The sequence below is a fragment of the Pseudomonas fluorescens genome, from assembly GCF_001307275.1.
In the GTDB taxonomy this organism is placed as follows: domain Bacteria; phylum Pseudomonadota; class Gammaproteobacteria; order Pseudomonadales; family Pseudomonadaceae; genus Aquipseudomonas; species Aquipseudomonas fluorescens_AA.
The window spans coordinates 809,315-831,979 of record NZ_CP012831.1 but is presented as its reverse complement, the minus strand read 5'-3'; the positions used below and the strand labels follow the sequence as shown (position 1 = coordinate 831,979).

Annotated in this window: 25 protein-coding genes; 23 read left to right on the top strand and 2 right to left on the bottom strand. The window is 62.3% G+C overall.

Annotated elements, in window-relative coordinates; all coding sequences use genetic code 11:
- Positions 1-6 precede the first annotated feature (6 nt).
- From flhF to AO356_RS03690, 13 genes are all read left to right on the top strand, one after another.
- Positions 7-1,356 (top strand): flagellar biosynthesis protein FlhF, encoded by a 1,350-nt coding sequence (flhF, locus tag AO356_RS03750; protein ID WP_060738636.1) that lies wholly within the window; start codon positions 7-9, stop codon positions 1,354-1,356.
- Between the two features lie 115 nt (positions 1,357-1,471).
- On the top strand, positions 1,472-2,302 hold the full coding sequence (gene fleN / locus AO356_RS03745) for a flagellar synthesis regulator FleN (RefSeq protein WP_003184001.1): 831 nt from the start codon (positions 1,472-1,474) through the stop codon (positions 2,300-2,302).
- The gene (gene fliA, locus AO356_RS03740; RefSeq protein WP_014337177.1) at positions 2,299-3,042 is read left to right on the top strand and encodes an RNA polymerase sigma factor FliA; all 744 of its coding nucleotides are present in this window, start codon (positions 2,299-2,301) and stop codon (positions 3,040-3,042) included. Before fleN ends, fliA begins: the two co-directional genes overlap by 4 nt.
- A gap of 166 nt (positions 3,043-3,208) precedes the next feature.
- Positions 3,209-3,580, top strand: a complete 372-nt coding sequence (locus AO356_RS03735) for a chemotaxis response regulator CheY (protein ID WP_003199125.1) — start codon at positions 3,209-3,211, stop codon at positions 3,578-3,580.
- 18 nt (positions 3,581-3,598) lie between these two features.
- Positions 3,599-4,384 carry a protein phosphatase CheZ gene (locus AO356_RS03730; RefSeq protein WP_060738635.1) on the top strand — a complete coding sequence of 262 codons (786 nt, stop codon included), beginning with the start codon at positions 3,599-3,601 and terminating at the stop codon, positions 4,382-4,384.
- A 30-nt stretch (positions 4,385-4,414) separates the two neighbouring features.
- Positions 4,415-6,667 (top strand): chemotaxis protein CheA, encoded by a 2,253-nt coding sequence (locus tag AO356_RS03725; RefSeq protein ID WP_060738634.1) that lies wholly within the window; start codon positions 4,415-4,417, stop codon positions 6,665-6,667.
- Between the two features lie 48 nt (positions 6,668-6,715).
- Positions 6,716-7,849, top strand: coding sequence for a protein-glutamate methylesterase/protein-glutamine glutaminase (locus AO356_RS03720; protein WP_060738633.1), 1,134 nt, complete (start codon positions 6,716-6,718; stop codon positions 7,847-7,849).
- Entirely contained in the window at positions 7,849-8,589 is a 741-nt protein-coding gene (locus AO356_RS03715; protein WP_003199135.1) for a flagellar motor protein, read from the top strand. Before AO356_RS03720 ends, AO356_RS03715 begins: the two co-directional genes overlap by 1 nt.
- A 15-nt stretch (positions 8,590-8,604) precedes the next feature.
- Positions 8,605-9,489, top strand: coding sequence for a flagellar motor protein MotD (gene motD / locus AO356_RS03710; protein ID WP_060738632.1), 885 nt, complete (start codon positions 8,605-8,607; stop codon positions 9,487-9,489).
- Positions 9,490-9,538: 49 nt separating this feature from the next.
- Entirely contained in the window at positions 9,539-10,330 is a 792-nt protein-coding gene (locus AO356_RS03705; protein ID WP_060738631.1) for a ParA family protein, read from the top strand.
- A 96-nt stretch (positions 10,331-10,426) separates the two neighbouring features.
- Complete coding sequence (locus AO356_RS03700; protein ID WP_060738630.1) at positions 10,427-11,302, top strand: CheW domain-containing protein; 876 nt, start codon at positions 10,427-10,429, stop codon at positions 11,300-11,302.
- A gap of 72 nt (positions 11,303-11,374) precedes the next feature.
- Positions 11,375-11,860, top strand: a complete 486-nt coding sequence (locus AO356_RS03695) for a chemotaxis protein CheW (protein ID WP_003199144.1) — start codon at positions 11,375-11,377, stop codon at positions 11,858-11,860.
- Entirely contained in the window at positions 11,861-12,256 is a 396-nt protein-coding gene (locus tag AO356_RS03690; RefSeq protein WP_060738629.1) for a DUF2802 domain-containing protein, read from the top strand.
- A gap of 788 nt (positions 12,257-13,044) precedes the next feature.
- Here AO356_RS03690 and AO356_RS03680 read toward each other — a convergent pair.
- Together AO356_RS03680 and AO356_RS03675 are read right to left on the bottom strand one after the other, a co-directional pair.
- Positions 13,045-13,374 carry an EscU/YscU/HrcU family type III secretion system export apparatus switch protein gene (locus AO356_RS03680; RefSeq protein ID WP_060738627.1) on the bottom strand — a complete coding sequence of 110 codons (330 nt, stop codon included), beginning with the start codon at positions 13,372-13,374 and terminating at the stop codon, positions 13,045-13,047.
- Complete coding sequence (locus tag AO356_RS03675; RefSeq protein ID WP_060738626.1) at positions 13,371-14,942, bottom strand: flagellar hook-length control protein FliK; 1,572 nt, start codon at positions 14,940-14,942, stop codon at positions 13,371-13,373. Before AO356_RS03675 ends, AO356_RS03680 begins: the two co-directional genes overlap by 4 nt.
- Positions 14,943-15,141: 199 nt before the next feature.
- On the opposite strand from AO356_RS03675, the gene ccmA reads away from it, so the two are divergent.
- The 10 genes from ccmA to AO356_RS03625 all read left to right on the top strand — a co-directional run bounded on the left by ccmA (position 15,142) and on the right by AO356_RS03625 (position 22,529).
- The gene (gene ccmA / locus AO356_RS03670) at positions 15,142-15,777 is read left to right on the top strand and encodes a cytochrome c biogenesis heme-transporting ATPase CcmA (RefSeq protein ID WP_060738625.1); all 636 of its coding nucleotides are present in this window, start codon (positions 15,142-15,144) and stop codon (positions 15,775-15,777) included.
- The gene (gene ccmB / locus AO356_RS03665) at positions 15,774-16,442 is read left to right on the top strand and encodes a heme exporter protein CcmB (protein WP_003183957.1); all 669 of its coding nucleotides are present in this window, start codon (positions 15,774-15,776) and stop codon (positions 16,440-16,442) included. The genes ccmA and ccmB overlap by 4 nt, the downstream gene beginning before the upstream one ends.
- 94 nt (positions 16,443-16,536) lie before the next feature.
- Positions 16,537-17,292 (top strand): heme ABC transporter permease, encoded by a 756-nt coding sequence (locus AO356_RS03660; protein WP_060738624.1) that lies wholly within the window; start codon positions 16,537-16,539, stop codon positions 17,290-17,292.
- Positions 17,289-17,465, top strand: coding sequence for a heme exporter protein CcmD (gene ccmD / locus AO356_RS03655; RefSeq protein ID WP_003199159.1), 177 nt, complete (start codon positions 17,289-17,291; stop codon positions 17,463-17,465). Before AO356_RS03660 ends, ccmD begins: the two co-directional genes overlap by 4 nt.
- Positions 17,462-17,917 (top strand): cytochrome c maturation protein CcmE, encoded by a 456-nt coding sequence (gene ccmE / locus AO356_RS03650; RefSeq protein ID WP_060738623.1) that lies wholly within the window; start codon positions 17,462-17,464, stop codon positions 17,915-17,917. Before ccmD ends, ccmE begins: the two co-directional genes overlap by 4 nt.
- A gap of 3 nt (positions 17,918-17,920) precedes the next feature.
- Positions 17,921-19,909 carry a heme lyase CcmF/NrfE family subunit gene (locus AO356_RS03645; protein WP_060738622.1) on the top strand — a complete coding sequence of 663 codons (1,989 nt, stop codon included), beginning with the start codon at positions 17,921-17,923 and terminating at the stop codon, positions 19,907-19,909.
- Entirely contained in the window at positions 19,906-20,442 is a 537-nt protein-coding gene (locus AO356_RS03640; protein ID WP_060738621.1) for a DsbE family thiol:disulfide interchange protein, read from the top strand. Before AO356_RS03645 ends, AO356_RS03640 begins: the two co-directional genes overlap by 4 nt.
- Entirely contained in the window at positions 20,439-20,912 is a 474-nt protein-coding gene (locus AO356_RS03635) for a cytochrome c-type biogenesis protein (protein WP_060738620.1), read from the top strand. The genes AO356_RS03640 and AO356_RS03635 overlap by 4 nt, the downstream gene beginning before the upstream one ends.
- The gene (gene ccmI, locus AO356_RS03630; protein WP_060738619.1) at positions 20,905-22,107 is read left to right on the top strand and encodes a c-type cytochrome biogenesis protein CcmI; all 1,203 of its coding nucleotides are present in this window, start codon (positions 20,905-20,907) and stop codon (positions 22,105-22,107) included. Before AO356_RS03635 ends, ccmI begins: the two co-directional genes overlap by 8 nt.
- Positions 22,108-22,121: 14 nt before the next feature.
- Entirely contained in the window at positions 22,122-22,529 is a 408-nt protein-coding gene (locus tag AO356_RS03625) for a hypothetical protein (RefSeq protein WP_060738618.1), read from the top strand.
- The last annotated feature ends 136 nt before the right edge of the window (positions 22,530-22,665 follow it).

The following is a 22,665-nucleotide window of genomic DNA, read 5'->3' as shown; positions in this document are numbered from 1 at the left end:
TGGTTTATGCAAGTGAAGCGTTTTTTCGCCGCCGACATGCGTCAGGCCATGAAACTGGTTCGTGACGAGCTGGGCGCTGAAGCAGCCATCATTGGCAACCGTCGTATCGCCGGCGGTGTCGAGCTGACGGCGGCCCTGGATTACAAACTGTCTGCGCTGGCCCCGCGGGTTCCGAACATGGAACTCGAAGACGAGCTGCGCAAGACCCAGTCGCGCATCGCCAGCGCGCAGGCCGAACTGAGCCTGCGCAGCAGCGAAGGCGAGGGTGCCGCGGGCACCAATCGTCAATTGTTCGCCGGTCAGCCGCTGACCGCCGGCCTGCCGTTGACCGCTGCCGAGCCGCTGATCGAGCAGGCCCAGGCCGAACCGCGTCGTCCGGAGCCGGCACCCGCCGCGCCTGCCCGCGGGCTCGACCCGCGTGCCCTGGACTCGATGCGCTTCGAGCTCAACAGCCTGCGCGAGCTGATGGAAGTCCAGCTCGGCTCCCTGGCCTGGAACCAACTGCAAGGCAGCCGTCCGGCCCAGGCCAACCTGTGGCGTCGCCTGCAACGCATCGGCTTGTCCGGCCCGTTGTCCCGGGACCTGCTGGCGCTGATCAATGGTATCGAAGAGCCTCGCCAGGCCTGGCGCATGTTGCTGGCGCACCTGGCGCGAATGATCGCCACGCCGGAAGTCGAGCCGCTGGAGGAGGGCGGGGTGATTGCCATGGTCGGTCCTGCCGGCATGGGCAAGACCACCACCCTGGCCAAGCTCGCCGCCCGCTATGTACTCAAGTACGGCGCCCAGAGCATCGCCCTGGTGAGCATGGACAGTTTCCGCATCGGTGCCCAGGAACAACTCAAGACCCTGGGCCGGATCCTCAATGTGTCGGTGACCCATGTGGATCCGGGCCAATCCCTGGCCCAGGCGCTGGAACCGCTGCTGCGCAAGCGCGTCGTACTGATCGATACCGCCGGCCTGCAAGCCAGCGATCCGGCCCTGCGCATGCAGCTCGAAAGCCTGGCCGGACGCGGTATCAAGTCAAAAAATTATCTCGTGTTGGCAACCACCAGCCAGAAACAGGTTCTAACCGCCGCATACCACAGCTACAAGCGCTGCGGACTGGCTGGCTGCATCCTGACTAAGCTGGACGAAACGGCAAGCCTGGGCGAGGTGTTGAGCCTGGCGATCGGTCATGAACTGCCGGTGGCCTACCTGACCGATGGGCCGCGGATCCCGGATGATTTGCATCTGCCGCGCCGTCATCAACTGGTCAGCCGTGCCGTGAGTGTGCAAATGCAGGAAGAACCCAGCGAAGAAGCCATGGCTGACATGTTCGCTGACATCTACCACAGCCCGACCAAGCAGGTCGGCTGAGGTAATCATGAATATTTTTTGTACCTACATCGATGGTCTGCCATGCATTGTTCCTTATGCGAACGCGCAGCCAGTAATGTGGCCTCCGTCTAAGAAGACAAGGTAAAGAACGAACATGGGCAGCATGCATCCCGTACAGGTGATCGCGGTGACCGGCGGCAAAGGTGGCGTCGGGAAGACTAACGTGTCAGTGAACTTGTCCCTGGCTCTGGCAGAGCTTGGCCGACGGGTCATGCTGCTGGACGCCGACCTGGGCCTGGCGAACGTCGACGTGCTGCTGGGGCTTACCCCCAAACGCACCCTGGCGGACGTGATCGAGGGCCGTTGCGAACTGCGCGACGTGCTGTTGCAGGGACCTGGCGGGATTCGCATCGTGCCGGCTGCCTCCGGCACCCAGAGCATGGTTCACCTGACCCCGGCCCAGCACGCGGGCCTGATCCAGGCCTTCAGCGACATCGGCGACAACCTCGATGTGCTGGTGATCGACACCGCGGCCGGCATCGGCGACTCGGTCGTCAGTTTCGTCCGCGCCGCCCAGGAAGTGCTGCTGGTGGTCTGCGACGAACCGACGTCCATCACCGATGCCTACGCCCTGATCAAACTGCTGAACCGCGACTATGGCATGAACCGCTTCCGCGTCCTGGCCAATATGGCCCAGAGCCCGCAGGAAGGGCGCAACCTGTTCGCCAAGTTGACCAAGGTCACCGATCGCTTCCTGGACGTCGCCCTACAATACGTCGGCGCCGTGCCGTACGACGAAAGCGTACGCAAGGCCGTCCAGAAGCAACGCGCCGTTTATGAAGCTTTTCCACGTTCCAAATGCGCGCTGGCGTTCAAGGCGATCGCCCAGAAGGTCGATACCTGGCCACTGCCGGCCAACCCCCGCGGGCATCTGGAATTTTTCGTCGAGCGTCTTGTGCAACAAACAGCAGGGCCCGTGCTATGACAGCCAGCGGTTACAACCATCTCTACAAAAAATCGGCACGGGACGCCCAATACGAATTGATCGAGCGTTATGCGCCACTGGTCAAGCGTATTGCCTACCACTTGCTGGCGCGGTTGCCGGCCAGTGTCCAGGTCGAGGACTTGATCCAGGCCGGCATGATCGGCCTGCTTGAAGTGTCGAACAAATACGACGCCAGCAAAGGTGCCAGTTTCGAGACCTATGCCGGTATCCGCATTCGCGGGGCGATGCTCGATGAGGTCCGCAAGGGCGATTGGGCGCCGCGTTCGGTGCACCGCAATACCCGCATGGTCAGTGACGCGATTCGGGCAATTGAAGCTAAAACCGGGCGTGACGCTAAAGATCACGAAGTTGCGGCCGAACTCCAGTTGAGTCTCGACGATTATTACGGGATTTTGAACGATACCTTGGGCAGCCGCCTGTTCAGTTTCGACGACCTGTTGCAGGACGGCGAACACGAAGGGCTGCACGAGGATAACGCGAGTGCTCACATGGAGCCGTCGCGTGACCTGGAAGATGAACGTTTCCAGAGTGCGCTGGCGGATGCGATTGCCAATTTGCCGGAGCGTGAGCGGCTGGTCTTGGCGCTGTACTACGACGAAGAGCTGAACCTCAAGGAAATCGGTGAGGTCCTGGGGGTCAGCGAATCGCGGGTCAGCCAGTTACACAGCCAGTGCGCGGCCCGTTTGCGGGGGCGTTTGGGGGAGTGGCGAGCGCGTTGACAGGCAGTGTGGGGACACTGCGACGAGGCTGGCCTGGCAGGTGCTGCGCCAGTCTCCATCCGTTGTGCTCCAGACCGTTGTCGAGTGTTGTGCCGGATTGATTGAAATGGCGCGTCCAGGTGCTGGGCGCGTTTAAGACTGCTTGGAGGTCGAATTGGACAAGAACATGAAAATCCTCATCGTTGATGACTTCTCAACGATGCGGCGGATCATTAAAAACCTGTTGCGTGACCTTGGGTTCACCAACACGGCCGAAGCAGATGACGGGACCACTGCGCTCCCGATGTTGCACAGTGGCAACTTCGATTTTCTGGTCACCGACTGGAACATGCCAGGCATGACCGGTATCGACCTGCTGCGCCAGGTGCGTGCCGACGAAAAACTCAAGCATCTCCCGGTGTTGATGGTCACTGCCGAAGCCAAGCGCGAGCAGATCATCGAAGCGGCCCAGGCCGGTGTAAACGGCTATGTGGTCAAACCCTTCACGGCCCAGGCGTTGAAAGAGAAGATCGAAAAAATCTTCGAACGCATCGGTTAACGGCGCCACGGGGGAGCTATGGACAACGAATCTTCAATGGGCGATTTCGAATCGACCCTGAAAAAACATGCCCGCGAACTGGTCGACAGCCTTGAAAAAGGTCGCTTTGGCGATGCGGTTCAAATGATCCATGAGCTCAACCAGACCCGTGACCGCGGTCTGTATCAGGAAGTGGGCAAGCTCACGCGTGAACTGCACAGCGCGATTGTCAATTTCCAGATCGACCCGCACATGCCGCAGGCCGAGGAAGTCTCGCAGATCACCGACGCCACCGAGCGCCTGGGGTATGTGGTCAAACTGACCGAAGCCGCGGCCAACCGCACCATGGATCTGGTGGAAAGCGCAACGCCGCTGGTCAATGGCCTGAGCGAAGAGGCCCAGGCCTTGAGCACCGACTGGGGCCGGTTCATGCGTCGTGAAGTCGGTGCTGAAGAGTTTCGGGAGCTGGCCCGCCGGGTCGACGGTTTCCTGACGCGCAGCAGCACCGAGAACCGCGCCGTGGCAAGCAACCTCAACGACATTCTGCTGGCCCAGGACTATCAAGACCTGACCGGCCAGGTAATCAAGCGTGTGACCCAGTTGGTCACCGAAGTGGAAAGCAACCTGCTCAAACTGGTGTTGATGGCCAGCCAGGTCGACCGCTTTGCAGGCATCGAACACGACCGTGAAGCGATGCTTGCTGAAAAAGATCCACAAAAACATCTCTCTCAGGGTGAAGGTCCGCAAATTCATGCCGATAAAAGAGAAGACGTTATGTCCGGTCAGGACGATGTGGACGATTTGCTGTCCAGCCTTGGATTCTGAGTTTTAGCCCTGTTTTAGGAGCAGCCATTAATGAGCTTCGGCGCCGATGAAGAGATCCTTCAGGATTTCCTGGTTGAGGCCGGCGAGATTCTAGAGCAACTGTCTGAGCAACTGGTCGAGCTGGAAAGTCGACCCGATGATGCAGACTTGCTCAATGCAATTTTTCGCGGTTTCCACACTGTAAAAGGAGGCGCCGGCTTCCTCCAGCTCAACGAGCTGGTGGAGTGCTGTCACATTGCCGAGAACGTGTTCGACATCCTGCGCAAGGGTGAGCGTCGCGTTGACTCGGAATTGATGGACGTGGTGCTCGAAGCGCTGGATGCGGTCAACAGCATGTTCAGCGAAGTGCGCGAGCGCTCGCCGATCACCCCTGCCACCCCTGAGTTGCTCGCCGCGCTGGCACGCCTGGCCGAGCCGCAATCGGCTGACGAAGCGGCGCCGGTTGCCGAAGCGGTGGTTGAAGAGCCGGTCGCCGAAGAATCGGGCGACATCACCGATAACGAATTCGAACAACTGCTGGACTCCCTGAATACCGTCAAGGCCGAGGCCGAGGCGCCGGCTGCTCAGGTCGCACCTGCTGCACAAGCCGCCGGGGCTGCCAGCGATGAAATCACCGATGCCGAGTTCGAGTCGCTGCTCGACCAGCTTCACGGCAAGGGCCAGTTCGCGCCGGATGCGGTCGTCCCGCCGACGGCACCGGTCGCCGCGAAAGCGGCGGGCGACAGCTCCGACATCACCGACGACGAATTCGAAGCGTTGCTCGACCAGCTGCACGGCAAGGGCACCTTTGCCGTTGACGCACTGGATTCGGCCATCGCTTCGGCGCCGACCCCGGCCAAGCCTGCCGCCGCTGCCGCTGGCAGCGATCTGATCAGCGACCACGAATTCGAATCGCTGCTCGATGAGCTGCATGGCAAGGGCAAGTTCAGCGAAGTCGGTACGGCGTCTGCCGCGCCTGCCGCCACCGCGGCGGCACCGGCGGCCAAGGCTGCGCCCAAACCCGCTGCCAAGGCACCGGAACCCAAGGCCGAGCCCGCCAAGCCTGCCGCTGCCGCCGCCGCGGCGCCAGCCCGGGCTCCGGCGGCTGCGCCAGCGGAAAAACCGGCCAGCGAAGCCGAGACCACCGTTCGGGTCGACACCGCACGTCTGGACGAGATCATGAACATGGTCGGCGAACTGGTACTGGTGCGTAACCGTCTGGTGCGCCTGGGCCTCAACAGCCAGGACGAAGCCATGTCCAAGGCCGTGTCGAACCTCGACGTGGTCACGGCCGACTTGCAGACCGCGGTCATGAAGACCCGGATGCAGCCGATCAAGAAAGTCTTCGGGCGCTTCCCGCGCCTGGTTCGCGACCTGGCTCGCCAGCTCAAGAAAGAAATCAACCTGGAACTGGTGGGTGAAGAGACCGACCTCGACAAGAACCTTGTCGAGGCCCTGGCCGACCCGCTGGTCCACTTGGTGCGCAACGCGGTCGACCACGGCATCGAGTCGCCGGAAGAACGCGAAGCCTCGGGCAAGGTCCGCAGCGGCAAGGTAATCCTGGCCGCCGAGCAGGAAGGCGACCATATCCTGCTGTCGATCTCCGATGACGGCAAAGGCATGGACCCGAACGTGCTGCGTTCCATCGCGGTGAAACGCGGTGTAATGGACAAGGATGCCGCCGACCGCCTGAGCGACACCGAGTGCTACAACCTGATCTTCGCCCCGGGTTTCTCGACCAAGACCGAGATTTCCGACGTGTCGGGCCGTGGCGTGGGCATGGACGTGGTGAAAACCAAGATTTCCCAGCTCAACGGTTCGATCAACATCTACTCGACCAAGGGCCAGGGCTCGAAGATCGTCATCAAGGTCCCGTTGACCTTGGCGATCATGCCGACCTTGATGGTGATGCTGGGCAACCAGGCCTTCGCCTTCCCGCTGGTCAACGTCAACGAGATCTTCCACCTCGACCTGTCGCGCACCAACGTGGTGGACGGCCAGGAAGTGGTGATCGTACGGGACAAGGCATTGCCGCTGTTCTACCTCAAGCGCTGGCTGGTCAGCTCCGCGGCTCATGTGGAGCAGGGCGAGGGCCATGTGGTGATCCTTTCGGTGGGCACCCAGCGGATCGGCTTCGTCGTCGACCAGTTGGTGGGCCAGGAAGAAGTGGTCATCAAGCCGTTGGGCAAGATGCTCCAAGGCACCCCGGGCATGTCCGGCGCCACCATCACCGGCGACGGCCGCATCGCGTTGATTCTCGATGTGCCAAGCATGCTCAAGCGTTACGCCGCCCGGCGTATTTGATTCTGGAGGGGGGCGGCCCAGCGCCGCGCCTCGTCTAACGGAGTGTTTATGGTAGTTAAAGTCCTGGTGGTGGACGATTCGGGTTTTTTCCGTCGCCGCGTCTCGGAAATTCTTTCGGCGGACACGAGTATTCAGGTCGTCGGTACCGCGACTAATGGCAAAGAGGCGATCGATCAGGCCCTGGCACTCAAGCCGGACGTGATTACCATGGACTACGAGATGCCGATGATGGATGGCATCACGGCCGTGCGGCATATCATGCAGCGCTGCCCGACCCCGGTCTTGATGTTCTCGTCCCTGACTCACGAAGGCGCCCGGGTAACCCTCGATGCGCTGGACGCCGGGGCGGTGGATTTCCTGCCGAAGAATTTCGAAGACATTTCGCGCAACCCCGACAAAGTCCGGCAGTTGCTGTGCGAAAAGGTCCATAGCATTTCCCGCAGCAATCGTCGTGTCGGTGCCTACAGCGCACCGGCGCCAGCCCCGGTTGCGGCGCCAAGCCCTGCGCCAGCGCCGACGGCATCGAGCAGCTTCAATCCGGCCCCGGTACGCAGCGCCCCGGCACCCGCGCCGACGCGTTCGGCACCTGCCAGTGCAACGTCGCCGGCACCCAAGCGCAAAGCCTACAAGCTGGTGGCGATCGGTACGTCCACGGGCGGCCCGGTGGCACTGCAACGGGTCCTGACCCAATTGCCGGCCAACTTCCCGGCGCCCATCGTGCTGATCCAGCACATGCCGGCGGCGTTCACCAAGGCGTTTGCCGAGCGTCTGGACAAGCTGTGCAACATCAACGTCAAGGAAGCCGAGGATGGTGACATCCTGCGTCCGGGCCTGGCATTGCTGGCGCCGGGTGGCAAACAGATGATGATCGACGGCCGTGGTGCGGTGAAGATCCTGCCGGGCGATGAGCGCCTGAACTACAAGCCTTGCGTGGACATTACCTTCGGTTCCGCGGCCAAGTCCTACGGTGACAAAGTTCTGGCGGTGGTGCTCACCGGCATGGGCGCCGACGGTCGCGAAGGCGCACGGTTGCTCAAGCAGGGCGGCAGTGCGATCTGGGCCCAGGACGAAGCCAGTTGCGTGATCTACGGCATGCCGATGGCTATCGTCAAAGCCGATCTTGCCGACGCGGTGTACGGGTTGGACGACATCGGTAGACACCTGGTCGAGGCCTGCCTGTAATGGATGTGCTCAGCCTGATTGGCATCATCATGGCGTTCGTCGCCATCATTGGCGGCAATTATCTGGAAGGCGGTCATCTGGGCGCGTTGGCCAACGGCCCGGCGGCGTTGATCGTGCTCGGTGGCACCATTGGCGCGGCGCTGTTGCAGTCGCCCATGAGCGCTTTCAAGCGGGCCATGCAGGTGCTGATCTGGATTCTGTTCCCGCCTCGCGTCGACCTGGCCGGTGGCATCGACCGCGTGGTGAACTGGAGCCTGACCGCTCGCAAGGAAGGCCTGCTGGGCCTGGAAGGAGTGGCCGACGCCGAACCCGACAGCTACTCACGCAAAGGCCTGCAATTGCTGGTGGACGGCGCCGAGCCGGAAGCCATTCGCAGCATCCTGGAAGTGGATTTCTACACTCAGGAAAGCCGCGACATCGAAGCGGCCAAAGTATTCGAAAGCATGGGCGGCTACGCGCCGACCATCGGCATCATCGGTGCGGTGATGGGCCTTATCCACGTAATGGGCAACCTGGCTGATCCATCGCAGCTGGGCAGTGGTATCGCCGTGGCGTTCGTCGCCACGATCTACGGCGTGGCCAGTGCCAACCTGGTGTTGTTGCCGATCGCGGCCAAACTCAAGTCCATCGCGTTGCGCCAGTCGCGCTATCGCGAAATGCTGCTGGAAGGGATCCTGTCGATCGCCGAAGGTGAAAACCCGCGCTCCATTGAGTTGAAGCTCCAGGGCTTCATGGACTGATGGGAGACATGGGAAATGGCACGTCGCAGGCATCGTGAAGAGCACGTCAACCATGAACGCTGGCTGGTTTCCTACGCCGACTTCATCACGCTGCTGTTCGCTTTTTTCGTGGTCATGTATTCGATTTCATCGGTCAACGAAGGCAAGTACAAAGTCATTTCCGAGGCGTTGATCGGGGTCTTCACCGATTCCGACCGAGCCCTCAAGCCCATCCCCATCGGCGAGGAGCGGCCCAAGACCACCACCCCGGCCAAACCCTTGGTCAAGGACAGCGAGCAGGTCGATGCCGGTATCGCCGGCAGCAGCGATCCGTTGAAAAGCATCGCCGACGATATCAGCGCGGCGTTCGGTGACCTGATCAGCTCCAACCAGATGACCGTGCGTGGCAACGAGCTGTGGGTCGAGATCGAACTCAATTCCAGCCTGTTGTTCGGCAGCGGCGATGCCATGCCCAGCGACATGGCGTTCAACATCATCGATAAGGTCGCGGCGATCCTCAAGCCCTTCGACAATCCGATCCATGTCGAAGGCTTCACGGACGACCAGCCGATCCGTACCGCGCAATACCCGACCAACTGGGAACTGTCCTCGGCCCGTTCGGCGAGCATCGTGCGCATGCTGGCGATGCAGGGCGTGAACCCCGGTCGCCTGGCCTCGGTGGGCTACGGTGAGTTCCAGCCAGTGGCCAACAACGCCACGGCCGAGGGGCGTGCGCGCAACCGGCGGGTGGTGCTGGTGGTGTCGCGTAATCTCGATGTACGTCGTAGCCTGACCGGTACCGGTACGGCCAATGCAACCCCGGATGCGGCATTGAAGCGGGCTGGCACACAAACTGCACCGGCTCCGGTCAAGTCGCCGGGAAGACAGAGTGCCGTCAATTCTCCGTCACCCGCTTTATAACCGAGCTATTTCTCGGTCGAGCCTGTTTCGGCCGGGAGGAACGATCCGAATGAGAGTCTGGGCAGTCGCCAATCAAAAAGGTGGTGTGGGCAAGACCACATCTTCCATCGCTTTAGCCGGGTTGCTGGCCGAGGCGGGCAAGCGCGTGGTCATCGTCGATCTGGACCCCCATGGCTCGATGACCAGCTATTTCGGTTACGATCCCGACAGCCTGGAGCACAGCAACTTCGACCTGTTCCTGCACAAAGGCGTCGTGCCCGAGGGCTTGCCGGGGCAATTGTTGTTGTCCACCAGCGACGAGCGGATTTCCCTGTTGCCGTCGAGCACCGCCCTGGCCACCCTGGAGCGACAATCGCCCGGGCAGAGCGGTCTGGGCCTGGTGATCGCCAAGAGTCTGGCGCAGCTTTGGCAGGATTTCGACTACGCGATCATCGACAGCCCGCCGTTGCTGGGGTTGCTGATGGTCAATGCCCTGGCCGCCAGTCAGCAATTGGTGATCCCCGTGCAGACCGAGCATTTGGCCGTCAAGGGGTTGGAACGCATGGTCAATACACTGGCAATGGTCAACCGCTCGCGCAAGCAGACGCTGGCCTTCAACATCGTGCCGACGCTGTTCGACCGTCGCACCCAGGCGTCCCTGGGAACCCTGCGGGTGTTGCGGGACAAGTACCCGGATGACATCTGGCAGGGTTATATCCCTGTCGACACCCGGCTGCGGGATGCCAGCCGGGCCGGAGTGACCCCTTCGCAATTCGATGGCAAGAGCCGTGGCGTGCTGGCTTACCGAGCGCTGCTCAAGCATCTGCTGGCCCAACAGCTTGTTCCGCAGCAGGTGGCTTAAGGTGACGAGGCTTTCCATTGGTAGTGTGTTCGCTTGCGAACGCTCAAGTCCTGCCGCATTCATGCCGATAACCTCTTCAAGTGGCGCACTGTTCCCATGAACCGCCCAGTAAAGACAACCTCGCGTCCGCAAATGGCCCTGCAGTCCTATCTGGATGGGCTGTTGCAGGAAGCGACCGAAGAACTGCCACCGCCGCCAAGCGTGATCGAGGCGTTGCCCGAACACGTCGAAGCCGAGGGTGTGCTGGATGAATTTCAAGCGGCCGTGCTCGAAGAGCAGGCCCGTGACGCACGGAAATCAGTGGTGGCCGCGGCGGTCGAAGCACCGTTCATCAAGCCACAGCTGGCGGTAATGGAGGCACTTGCTCCGATTCTGGCGCCGGTCTCGACCGTTGCCCCGTTGCTGCAGGGGTTGGTGACGCCAGTGGTGGAAGTCCACTTGCCACCGAGCAACCCACCGCCACCGGTGCCGGGCGACGACCGTCCGGCCTGGGCTGCCGAGCCGTTCGAGTGTTTGTTGTTCGATGTGGCCGGGTTGACCCTGGCGGTGCCGCTGGTTTGCCTGGGATCGATTTACTCCCTGGCCGGGCAGGAGCTGACGCCGTTGTTCGGCCAGCCGGAATGGTTTCTCGGGATCCTGCCGAGCCAGGCGGGCAACCTGAAGGTACTGGATACGGCGCGCTGGGTGATGCCGGACCGTTATCGCGATGATTTTCGCCAGGGCCTGCAATACGTGATTTCGGTGCAAGGTTACGAGTGGGGATTGGCGGTGCACCAGGTCAGCCGTTCGCTGCGCCTGGATCCGAACGAGATCAAGTGGCGCAGCCATCGAGGGCAACGGCCATGGCTGGCCGGTACGGTGATCGAGCACATGTGCGCCTTGCTGGACGTTGCCGAGCTGGCGGAGTTGATCGCCAGCGGCGGGGCAAAACACCTGGGTGGCAGCAAGAAGCCGGTCCAGAAACCGAAATAAGACAACCGGTGGCGCACAGCGTCGCCGGACAGAATACACGCCGCCACAGGCGGTTTTTCGAGGGGTCAAGGTATGAATGATAAGGCGTCGTCTCAAAAGGGTTCTGAAGATCCGATTCTGCAATGGGTGACCTTCAAGCTCGATAACGAAACCTACGGCATCAACGTGATGCGCGTTCAGGAAGTGCTGCGCTATACCGAGATCGCCCCGGTACCGGGTGCACCCAGCTATGTGCTGGGCATCATCAACCTGCGTGGCAACGTGGTCACCGTGATCGATACCCGTCAGCGCTTCGGCCTGATGAACGCCGAGATCAGCGACAACACCCGGATCGTCATCATCGAAGCCGACAAGCAAGTGGTTGGCATCATGGTCGACAGCGTCGCCGAAGTGGTTTACTTGCGCCAGTCGGAAATCGAGACGGCGCCGAACGTGGGTAACGAAGAATCCGCCAAGTTCATTCAAGGCGTGTGCAACAAGAATAACGAGTTGCTGATTCTGGTTGAACTGGACAAGATGATGAGCGAAGAAGAGTGGTCGGAACTGGAGAGTATCTGATTGATTCTTGAGGTAGCAGTCATTGTCCTGTTCCTTTTCTGGGCAGGTACGCTGGCGATGTTCTTGGCATACATACGTGGCCAGCGGCAGATTGCCGCTCAGCAGGCCCAGGGCGATGCGCTGCGCGACCAGCGCATCAAGGACCTGGCCAAGCGCGTCGACGATTACCAGAACGGCACCGTGCGCATGGGCGAAGCGCTCCATGAGCTGCGTGCCGTGGTTGCGCCGTTGCCGGACAAACTCGCCCAGTTGGAACAGCGTGACCCCTCCAGCCTGTCCTTCGCCCAGGCCGCCCGCCTGGTGGGCATGGGCGCCAGCGTCGACGAACTGACCCAAGCCTGCGGCCTGACCCAAGCCGAGGCGGAGTTGATGAGCAAGCTGCACCGAGGCGGCTGATCGTTTTCTTCACAGACCCCATGTGGGAGCGAGCCTGCTCGCGATAGCGGTGTGACCGTCGACAGCGATGTTGAATGTGCGCCCGTCATCGCGAGCAAGCTCGCTCCCACAGGTTTTTCTGGCGTTCACACACTGATCGTTCCAGCCAGCCCATAACCCCTGTGGCGAGGGAGCTTGCTCCCGCTGGCCTGCGAAGCAGGCCCCAGCATTTTGCCCGCGTTCTGTCGCAGACCCCATGTGGGAGCGAGCTTGCTCGCGATAGCGGTGTGACCGTCGACAGCGATGTTGAATGTGAGCCCGTCATCGCGAGCAAGCTCGGCTCCCACAGGTTTTTCTGGCGTTCACACTGATTGTTCCAGCCAGCCGGCGAGGGAGCTTGCTCCCGCTGGCCTGGGAAGCAGGCCCCAGCATTTTGCCCTTACTCTGTCGCAGACCCCATGTGGGAGCGAGCTTGCTCGCGATAGCGGTGTGACCGTCGACAGCGATGTCGGATGTGAACCCGTCATCGCGAGCAAGCTCGCTCCCACAGGTTTTTCTGGCGTTCACACTGATCGTTCCAGCCAGCCGGCGAGGGAGCTTGCTCCCGCTGGCCTGGGAAGCAGGCCCCAGCATTTTGCCTGCGTTCTGTCGCAGACCCCGTGTGGGAGCGAGCTTGCTCGCGATAGCGGTGTGACCGTCGACAGCGATGTTGAATGTGCGCCCGTCATCGCGAGCAAGCTCGCTCCCACAGGTTTTTCTGGTGTTCACTTCTGATCATTCCAGCCAGCCTATCGCTCTTGTGGCTGTGATCAGTAGTCGTCGCCGCGGTCGGTCACATCCTTTTCGACACTCGGCGCATTCGGGTCATGGCCTTGGGGGAACTTGCCCTTGAGGTTCCAGGCGAACGCGATGATCTCGGCAATCGTGCGGTACAGCTCTTCCGGGATGCTATCGCCCAATTCCATCCGTGCCAGCAGCTTCACCAGCTCGGCATTTTCATAGATCGGTACTTCACTGTCCCGGGCGATGCGCAGGATTTCCTCGGCCAGGGCTTCGTCGCCCTTGGCAGTAAGGGTCGGGGCGTGGTGGCCGTCGTATTTGAGGGCGATGGCCTGGCGGGGTTCGGTGTGGGTTGTCATGCGGTTTCGTCCACCCAGCGTTGTTCCAGGCGAGTCTTGGGGCCTTGGGGCGGGGTGCCAAGGTGGCAGTCCAAGTCGCCGACGTTCAGGCCACAGGTCACCAGGCGCTCACGCAGTGCTGTCAGGTTGCTTTCGATCAGGCTCGCGGTGTACGGCCGTTCTGCCCACAATTGGCTGGACAGGCTGCCGCTGAGCAACTGGGCTTGAATCTGCAGCGGACCGAGCGGTTCCATGTCGAATGCCAGTTCGACCCGCCAGAGCTGCTGTTTCGGCTCGCGCTCTTCCCGGCGTTCGTCTGGTTGTTCCCGGGGTGGGGTTTCCTCGCGCTGGAACTTGACCTGCAACGGCACGATGTCCTGCAGGTTGCGCATCGGGATCTCCAACTGCCAGGTGCTCATCAAGCGACCGTCGTCGGTCAGGCCGGTTTGTTCCAGGCTCGACAACTGATGGCTTTGCAGGCGCGACACGGCAGCGGCGGCCAGACGCAGCAGGTGCTCCAGATCACCGCCTTCGTCCTGGTCTTTCAACTGGCGCGAGGGCAGCGGAAAACTGGTGGGTTGCGGCTTGGCGCTGACCTGGCCGAGCATCCCCAGGGCGCTGCGCACGAAACTCGGCAGGACCTGGGCCAGCGTATTGGCGGCAATGATGGCGCTGAGGTTGGTGGAGGCGGGCAGGGCCGGTGTCAGTTGGGCAATCAGTTTCAGCAGGTCGCCTTTCATGTCCGGCGCCAGGCTCGGTGGCTGGCCGGCGAGCAGTTTGCTTTCCAGGAACACCCCGCTGGCGACCATGGCCTGGGCCAAGCCCTTGGGCGTGCTCAGTTGCTGGACATCCGGCAGCCCAGCCAGCAAGCGAGTCACCGCGGCGCGCAGCTCGGTGCCGGTGTCGTCGGTGACCGGCAGGTTTTGCAGGGCAGTGATCAGGCTGTCCAACGAGCCCTGGCGGCTCACTTGGGTGAGCAGTTGCTGGCTCACCGCCAGTTGCTCCTGGCGGTTGCTCAGGGGAACGAATTTCAGCGTCTGGGCATCTTGCACCTGGGCGCTCAAGAGCGTGCCGATGCGCAGCGGTCGGGGGCTGTCGATGTCCAGGGTACTGCCGGCCTGGGCGGTGTTGAGCAGGCTCACCAATGACCGGTAGACCGCCGGCTGCCCAGGCAATGACGGCAATGCCTGGCTGGTCAGCACCTTGCCTTGCAGCAGCGTGCCGACCGGCATCTGCGTCGTATCGATGCGCGTCAAGGTGGCGACGCTGGAGGCAACGGCCTGTTGCACGGCAATCGTCAGGTTGCTGGGGGACGGTTGGGTCACGGCCAGGCTGGTGCCCTGGGGTAATGGCTGCGTGCTGGTGGCTTGCACGGTGGTCTGGCGACCGCTCTCCAGGGTGACCTTGAGCAACAGCTGGAAAGTCTGGTCGGCCTGCTTGAGCGACAGCACTTCGGCCTGGGCGGTCTGGCCGGGGCCGATCAGCCCTTCGGCCGGAGCCAGCAATTTGAGCAGCTCCCCCGTCACCGCTGGCATACGCGCCGTTGCCGTGGCCTGGGGCAGCGGCGGGATGTTGATGTCGCCTGTCATCTGCGGTCTTACCCTGGGAAAAATAAGCCCTCTTGAGAGTAGGGCATCACATGTATAATGCCGCCTGTCTTTCAGGGAGTGGCGAAAACCTTGCAATTGTTTGACGCAGCTCTGTGGAACAGGCCGTCAAAGCATCTATGCTGCACCTCTTTAACGGCTGCTGCACCGCCGACTTGAACCGTATAAGGCCCGCGATCCCTTGACCAGTCCTCTCCTGCAAACCGTTGGCCTCGCCTGTGAGCGAGACTTGCGGCTGCTTTTCGAAAATCTCGAATTGAGACTCTCGCCTGGCGATATGGTGCAGATCAGTGGCCCCAACGGTAGCGGCAAGACCAGCCTGTTGCGCCTGCTTGCCGGATTGATGCAGCCCACCGCGGGCCAAGTGCTGCTCAATGGCCAGCCCTTGCACAGCCAGCGCAGCGAGCTGGCCCGTAACCTGCTCTGGATCGGCCATGCCGCCGGCATCAAGGACTTGCTGACCCCCGAAGAAAACCTCAGTTGGCTCTGCGCTCTGCACACGCCGGCCGGTCGCGAGGCGATCTGGCAGGCGTTGGCGGCGGTCGGGCTGCGCGGCTTCGAGGATGTACCGAGCCACACTCTGTCCGCTGGCCAGCAGCGCCGGGTGGCCCTGGCCCGGTTGTACCTGGACGGTCCACCGCTGTGGATCCTCGACGAGCCGTTCACCGCTCTGGACAAGCAGGGCGTCGCGCAGCTCGAGGAACACCTGGCACGGCATTGCGAAAACGGCGGCATGGTGCTGTTGACCACCCACCATACGCTGGCGCGGATGCCGTCCGGCTATCGCAACATCGATCTGGGGAACTGGGCCGTATGAGTGTGTTTGGCCTGTTACTGGCCCGCGAGGCGCGCCTGCTTTTTCGTCGTCCGGCCGAATTGGCCAATCCGTTGGTGTTCTTCGCGATCGTCATCGCGCTGTTCCCGCTGGCGGTCGGTCCGGAGACTCAATTGTTGCAAACCTTGTCTCCGGGACTGGTCTGGGTGGCCGCGCTTTTATCGGTCCTGCTCTCGCTGGACGGGCTTTTCCGCAGTGATTTCGAAGACGGTTCCCTGGAACAGTGGGTCCTTTCGTCGCACCCCCTGGCCCTTCTGGTTTTGGCCAAGGTACTGGCACACTGGGTTTTTTCCGGGCTGGCGCTGGTGCTGCTCTCGCCGCTGTTGGCGATGATGCTGGGTTTGCCTGCCGCGTGCATGCCGGTGTTGCTGGTGTCGCTGCTGCTGGGCACGCCGGTGTTGAGCCTGCTCGGTGCGGTGGGCGCGGCGTTGACGGTGGGGTTGAAGCGCGGTGGCCTGTTGCTGGCGCTGCTGATCCTGCCCTTGTATATCCCGGTGCTGATCCTGGGCAGTGGTGCCTTGCAAGCGGCGTTGCAAGGCATGCCCGCGACCGGTTATCTGCTGTGGCTTGGGAGCCTGACCGCCCTGGCGATAACCCTGACACCCTTTGCAATAGCCGCTGGCCTGAAGATCAGCGTCGGCGAATAATAATGAGGCCTGGTCAAGCATTGACCACTTCTGCGGAAGTTAAGGCAGACCTGGCAGCTCGTGATGACGAGCCGCAACCGTGATGGAAACAGCAATGAACTGGACCTGGTTTCATAAGCTCGGCTCACCCAAGTGGTTCTACGGCATCAGCGGCAAGATGCTGCCCTGGTTGAGCATCGCCGCTCTGCTGCTGATCGGCTCCGGCGTCGTCTGGGGCCTGGCCTTCGCCCCACCGGATTACCAGCAGGGCAACAGCTTCCGGATCATCTACATCCATGTTCCCACCGCGATGCTGGCCCAGTCCATCTACGTGATGCTGGCCGTGTGCGGTGTGGTCGGGCTGGTGTGGAAGATGAAGCTGGCCGACGTGGCCCTGCAATGCGCCGCACCCATTGGCGGCTGGATGACCGCCGTAGCACTGGTCACCGGGGCCATCTGGGGCAAGCCGACCTGGGGGTCGTGGTGGGTCTGGGATGCGCGACTGACGTCGATGCTGATCCTGCTGTTCCTGTACTTCGGTCTTATTGCGCTGGGCAACGCCATCAGCAATCGTGACAGTGCCGCCAAGGCCTGCGCGGTGCTGGCGATTGTCGGCGTGATCAACATCCCGATCATCAAGTACTCGGTGGAATGGTGGAACACCCTGCACCAGGGCGCGACGTTTACCCTCACCGAAAAGCCGGCGATGCCCGTGGAAATGTGGCTGCCGCTGTTGCTCACCGTATTGGGCTTCTACTGTTTCTTCGGCGCGGTGCTGTTGCTGCGCATGCGCCTGGAAGTGCTCAAGCGCGAATCCCGGGCCAGCTGGGTGAAGGCCGAAGTACAGAACAGCCTGGAGGCCGCTCGATGAGTTTCGCTTCATTCGGCGATTTCCTCGCCATGGGCCATCATGGCCTGTATGTCTGGTCAGCCTATGGCATTTGCCTGGTGGTGCTGGCCCTCAACGTGGCGGTGCCGATCCTGGCCCGCAAGCGGTATCTGCAACAAGAGGCGCGTCGTCTGCGCCGGGAGAACGGTCAGTGAATCCGCTGCGCAAAAAACGTCTTGTCATCATTCTGGCGATCCTGGTGGGTGTCGGTGCCGCGGTCGGCCTGGCCTTGAGCGCCTTGCAGCAGAACATCAACCTGTTCTACACCCCGACCCAGATCGCCAGTGGCGAAGCGCCCAAGGACACCCGCATCCGCGCTGGCGGCATGGTGGAAAAAGGCTCGCTGGTGCGCTCCGGGGATTCACTGGACGTGAAATTCAATGTCACCGACTTCAACAAGACCGTGACCATCACCTATCGCGGCATCCTCCCGGACCTGTTCCGCGAAGGGCAGGGCATCGTCGCCCTGGGCAAGCTCAACGCCGATGGCGTGGTGGTGGCCGACGAAGTGCTGGCCAAGCACGATGAAAAATACATGCCGCCGGAAGTGACCAAGGCCTTGAAAGACAGCGGCCAGTCGGCGCCCGCTCCCGTGAAGGAGGGCTGATCGATGACTGCTGGCATCTTTATTCCCGAGTTGGGCCACCTGGCGATGATCCTGGCCCTGTGTTTCTCCCTGGTACAGGCCGTGGTGCCCTTGCTCGGTGCCTGGCGCGGCGACCGCTTGTGGATGAGCCTGGCCCAGCCGGCGGCGTGGGGGCAGTTCGCCTTCATGCTGTTCGCCTTCGGTTGCCTGACCTATGCGTTCATGGCCGACGACTTTTCCGTGGAGTACGTCGCCAGCAACTCCAACAGCGCCTTGCCCTGGTACTACAAGTTCAGCGCCGTGTGGGGCGCCCACGAAGGTTCGCTGTTGCTTTGGGCGTTGATCCTCGCCGGCTGGACTTTCGCGGTCTCGGTGTTTTCCCGGCAGTTGCCCCAGGTGATGCTGGCACGGGTGCTGGCGGTGATGGGCATGATCAGCACCGGTTTCCTGTTGTTCCTGATCGTCACGTCCAACCCGTTCAAGCGCATCCTGCCGCAGATGCCGATGGATGGCCGCGACCTCAACCCATTGCTGCAGGATATCGGCCTGATCGTTCACCCACCGATGCTCTACATGGGCTACGTCGGTTTTTCCGTGGCCTTCGCCTTCGCCATCGCCGCGTTGCTCGGCGGTCGCCTCGATGCCGCGTGGGCACGCTGGTCGCGCCCGTGGACCATCGTCGCTTGGGCCTTCCTCGGTATCGGCATCACCCTCGGTTCGTGGTGGGCCTACTACGAACTCGGTTGGGGCGGCTGGTGGTTCTGGGACCCGGTGGAAAACGCCTCGTTCATGCCCTGGTTGGTGGGCACGGCGCTGATTCACTCCCTGGCTGTCACGGAAAAGCGCGGTGTGTTCAAGAGCTGGACCGTGTTGCTGGCCATCGCGGCGTTCTCCCTGAGCCTGCTGGGAACGTTCCTGGTGCGTTCCGGCGTGCTGACGTCGGTGCATGCCTTCGCCTCGGACCCTGAGCGTGGCGTGTTCATCCTGATGTTCCTGCTGTTCGTCGTCGGCGGTTCGCTGACGTTGTTCGCCCTGCGTGCGCCAGTAGTCAAGAGCCAGGTCGGTTTCAACCTCTGGTCACGGGAAACCCTGTTGCTGGGCAACAACCTGGTGCTGGTGGTGGCCGCGTCGATGATCCTGCTGGGGACGTTGTACCCGCTGGTGCTCGATGCGCTGTCCGGCGCCAAGCTGTCGGTCGGCCCGCCGTATTTCAACGCGTTGTTCATCCCGCTGATGGCAATCCTGATGGTGGTGATGGCCATCGGTGTGCTGGTGCGCTGGAAGGACACGCCGGTCAAGTGGCTGCTGGGCATGTTGACCCCGGTGCTGCTGGGCACGGCCGCCCTGGCCGTGGTGGCCGGCGTGGCCTATGGCGACTTCAATTGGGCGGTGCTGGCGACGTTCGTGCTGGCGGCCTGGGTGTTGCTGGCCGGTGTCCGGGATATCTTCGACAAGACCCGCCACAAAGGCCTGATCAAAGGCCTGCCGACCCTGACCCGCAGTTACTGGGGCATGCAGATCGCCCACCTGGGCATCGCCGTCTGCGCCCTGGGCGTGGTGCTGTCCAGCCAGAACAGTGCCGAGCGCGACCTGCGCCTGGCGCCGGGCGAGTCCATGGACCTGGGCGGTTATCAATTCGTGTTCGAGGGCGCCAAGCATTTCGAGGGGCCGAACTTCACGTCCGACAAAGGCACCGTGCGGGTCATTCGCAACGGTGAGGAAATCACCGTGCTGCATCCGGAAAAACGTCTCTATACCGTGCAGAACTCGGTCATGACCGAGGCTGGGATCGATGCCGGTTTCACCCGCGACCTCTACGTGGCCCTGGGCGAATCCCTGGGCGACGGCGCATGGGCGGTGCGGGTCCACGTCAAGCCGTTCGTGCGCTGGATCTGGTTCGGTGGCTTGCTCACTGGCCTGGGTGGGGTGCTGGCGGCGCTGGATCGGCGCTATCGGGTCAAGGTGAAAACCCGGGTGCGTGAAGCCCTGGGCGTGACGGGAGCCACTGCATGAAACGTTGGTTGATGGTGTTGCCGCTGGCGCTGTTCCTGTTGATGGCGGTGTTTTTGTTCCGGGGGTTGTACCTGAACCCGAGCGAATTGCCCTCGGCAATGATCGGCAAGCCATTCCCGGAGTTTTCCCTGCCCTCGGTGCAAGGTGACAAGACCCTGACCCGCGCCGACCTGCTGGGCAAGCCGGCGCTGGTCAACGTGTGGGGCACCTGGTGCATTTCCTGCCGGGTCGAACACCCGGTACTGAACAAGCTGGCCCAGAACGGCGTGGTGATCTACGGCGTCAATTACAAGGACGTCAATGCCGACGCCTTGAAGTGGCTGGCCGAATTCCACAACCCGTATCAATTGGACATTCGTGATGAAGATGGCTCCCTGGGCCTGAACCTGGGTGTCTATGGCGCACCGGAAACCTTCTTCATCGATGCCAAGGGCGTGATCCGCGACAAGTTCGTCGGCGTGATCGACGAGCAGGTCTGGCGCGAGAAACTGGCCGCCAAGTACCAGGCCCTGGTGGACGAGGCCAAGCCATGAAGCGTTGGTTAGCCGCCGCCATCCTCGGCTTGAGCCTGGTCGGTGTGGCCCAGGCCGCCATCGACACCTACGAATTCGCCAACGATGGCGAGCGCGAGCGGTTTCGCGAACTGACCAAGGAACTGCGCTGCCCCAAGTGCCAGAACCAGGACATCGCCGACTCCAACGCCCCGATTGCCGCCGACCTGCGCAAGGAAATCTTTCGCATGCTCGGCGAGGGCAAGGACAACCAGCAGATCATCGACTTCATGGTCGATCGCTACGGTGAGTTCGTGCGCTACAACCCCGCCCTGTCCTCCAAGACCGCGCTGCTCTGGTTCGGCCCCGCCGGGCTGTTGCTCGGCGGTTTCGTTGTCATCGCGGTGATCGTGCGCCGCCGCCGGGTCCAGCGTACAGCCGCCCCGGACACGCTTTCCGTCGAAGAGCGCCAGCGCCTCGACCAACTGTTGGATAAAACCAAGCATGATTGATTTCTGGCTCGCCGCAGGTCTGCTTCTCCTGATTGCCCTGAGTTTTCTGTTGATCCCTGTGCTGCGTGGTCGTCGCGCTCAACGCGAAGAGGACCGAACTGCGCTCAACGTGGCGCTGTATCAGGAGCGCGTCGCCGAATTGCAGGCTGAACGGGAGGAGGGCGTGCTCAACGCCGCGCAACTGGACACCGGTCGCGCCGAAGCCGCCCGTGAACTGCTCGCCGACACCGAGGGTGCCGACGCACCGCGCGAATCCCGGCTGGGCAAGCCATTGCCGTTGCTCGCCGCCGTGCTGGTGCCGGTGTTGGGCCTGGCGCTGTACCTGCATTTCGGTGCCAGTGACAAGGTCGAGCTGACCCGTGAATTCGCCCAGGCGCCGCAGTCGATGGAAGAGATGACCCTGCGCCTGGAACGCGCGGTGGCGGCGCAGCCGGATAATGCCGAGGGGCTGTACTTCCTCGGGCGTACCTACATGGCTCAGGATCGGCCGGCGGACGCGGCGAAGGTCTTCGAGCGCACCGTGGCCGTCGCCGGTCGTCAACCGGAACTGTTGGGCCAGTGGGCCCAGGCGCAGTACTTCGCCGATGGCAAGAAATGGTCGGATAAAGTCCAGGCCTTGACCGACGAAGCGCTCAAGCTCGACCCGAAGGAGGTTACCAGCCTCGGCCTATTGGGCATCGCCGCGTTTGAAGGCGAGCGTTATCAGGATGCGATCGACTACTGGGGGCGTCTGCTCGCGCAACTGCCGGAAGGCGACAAATCCCGCGAGGCGCTGCAGGGCGGTATTACCCGTGCCACCGAGAAGCTGCAAGCCAGCGGTGGCAACGTCACCCAGGCCCCGGTGGCCAAGACCGGGGCGTTGCTCAAGGTCCGCGTCGATCTGGCCCCGGCACTCAAGGCCAAGGTGCAGCCGGGCGACAGCGTGTTCATCTTCGCCCGTGCCGTTTCCGGCCCACCGGCGCCGTTGGCCGCCAAACGCCTGACGGTGGCCGATCTGCCTGTCACGGTGGAATTGGGCGATGCGGACGCCATGATGCCGCAGTTGAAACTGTCGAACTTCCCCGAAGTCCAACTGATGGCGCGCATCTCCCGGGCCGGTCAGCCGACCGCCGGTGAGTGGATCGGCCGCAGCCAGCCCCTGGCGAGCAGCACCACTGCGCAACAACAATTGACCATCGACAGCCCGGACAAATAACAGGAATTCGCACCATGACCGCCATCGCTCGTATCACCCTGCTCACGCTCGTCATGGGCCTGAGCGCTTGTGCGGTCCAGCGTCCGTCGGAGCCCTCGGCGCCGCTGCCACCGATTCCACCGTCTACCCCAACCACCAAGCCGGCCCCGTCCACGCCGCCAGGCAAGCCGGCCATCCCGAACAAACCGGCCAAGCCGCTGCCGCGCACTTCCGCCAGCTTCGCCCCACCACCGGGTGGCAACAGCCATTGGGACGCCAAGCTGGGGGTCTACGTGCTGGACAACCAGACCAATACGTTCTATCGCCAGCGTACCTATTACCGCTGGAACAACGGCTGGAGCCGTTCCGTCAGCCCGAATGGCCCATGGGAAGACACCACCATCGAAGGCGTGCCGGCGGGTCTTGGACGGCAATTTCACTAAGCACCGGGCTCCTGGAGCCAGGGGCATCTGTGGGAGCAAAGCTTGCTCGCGATGAAGGCGATGCGGTCTTTCAGAAATTGTGGCGTCTGTTTCGCGAGCAAGCTTTGCTCCCACAGATAAATCCCCTCGCCACCCT

Coding starts and splice junctions, on each gene's coding strand:
- AO356_RS03680 (WP_060738627.1), bottom strand. CDS start 13,374: ATGACAACCCACACCGAACCCCGCCAGGCCATCGCCCTCAAATACGAC.
- ccmD (WP_003199159.1), top strand. CDS start 17,289: ATGAGTTTCGCTTCATTCGGCGATTTCCTCGCCATGGGCCATCATGGC.
- fleN (WP_003184001.1), top strand. CDS start 1,472: ATGGGCAGCATGCATCCCGTACAGGTGATCGCGGTGACCGGCGGCAAA.
- AO356_RS03625 (WP_060738618.1), top strand. CDS start 22,122: ATGACCGCCATCGCTCGTATCACCCTGCTCACGCTCGTCATGGGCCTG.
- AO356_RS03700 (WP_060738630.1), top strand. CDS start 10,427: ATGAACCGCCCAGTAAAGACAACCTCGCGTCCGCAAATGGCCCTGCAG.
- AO356_RS03705 (WP_060738631.1), top strand. CDS start 9,539: ATGAGAGTCTGGGCAGTCGCCAATCAAAAAGGTGGTGTGGGCAAGACC.
- AO356_RS03725 (WP_060738634.1), top strand. CDS start 4,415: ATGAGCTTCGGCGCCGATGAAGAGATCCTTCAGGATTTCCTGGTTGAG.
- flhF (WP_060738636.1), top strand. CDS start 7: ATGCAAGTGAAGCGTTTTTTCGCCGCCGACATGCGTCAGGCCATGAAA.
- AO356_RS03720 (WP_060738633.1), top strand. CDS start 6,716: ATGGTAGTTAAAGTCCTGGTGGTGGACGATTCGGGTTTTTTCCGTCGC.
- motD (WP_060738632.1), top strand. CDS start 8,605: ATGGCACGTCGCAGGCATCGTGAAGAGCACGTCAACCATGAACGCTGG.
- AO356_RS03675 (WP_060738626.1), bottom strand. CDS start 14,942: ATGACAGGCGACATCAACATCCCGCCGCTGCCCCAGGCCACGGCAACG.
- AO356_RS03695 (WP_003199144.1), top strand. CDS start 11,375: ATGAATGATAAGGCGTCGTCTCAAAAGGGTTCTGAAGATCCGATTCTG.
- AO356_RS03635 (WP_060738620.1), top strand. CDS start 20,439: ATGAAGCGTTGGTTAGCCGCCGCCATCCTCGGCTTGAGCCTGGTCGGT.
- AO356_RS03640 (WP_060738621.1), top strand. CDS start 19,906: ATGAAACGTTGGTTGATGGTGTTGCCGCTGGCGCTGTTCCTGTTGATG.
- AO356_RS03735 (WP_003199125.1), top strand. CDS start 3,209: ATGAAAATCCTCATCGTTGATGACTTCTCAACGATGCGGCGGATCATT.
- ccmI (WP_060738619.1), top strand. CDS start 20,905: ATGATTGATTTCTGGCTCGCCGCAGGTCTGCTTCTCCTGATTGCCCTG.
- fliA (WP_014337177.1), top strand. CDS start 2,299: ATGACAGCCAGCGGTTACAACCATCTCTACAAAAAATCGGCACGGGAC.
- AO356_RS03660 (WP_060738624.1), top strand. CDS start 16,537: ATGAACTGGACCTGGTTTCATAAGCTCGGCTCACCCAAGTGGTTCTAC.
- AO356_RS03645 (WP_060738622.1), top strand. CDS start 17,921: ATGACTGCTGGCATCTTTATTCCCGAGTTGGGCCACCTGGCGATGATC.
- AO356_RS03730 (WP_060738635.1), top strand. CDS start 3,599: ATGGACAACGAATCTTCAATGGGCGATTTCGAATCGACCCTGAAAAAA.
- ccmB (WP_003183957.1), top strand. CDS start 15,774: ATGAGTGTGTTTGGCCTGTTACTGGCCCGCGAGGCGCGCCTGCTTTTT.
- AO356_RS03715 (WP_003199135.1), top strand. CDS start 7,849: ATGGATGTGCTCAGCCTGATTGGCATCATCATGGCGTTCGTCGCCATC.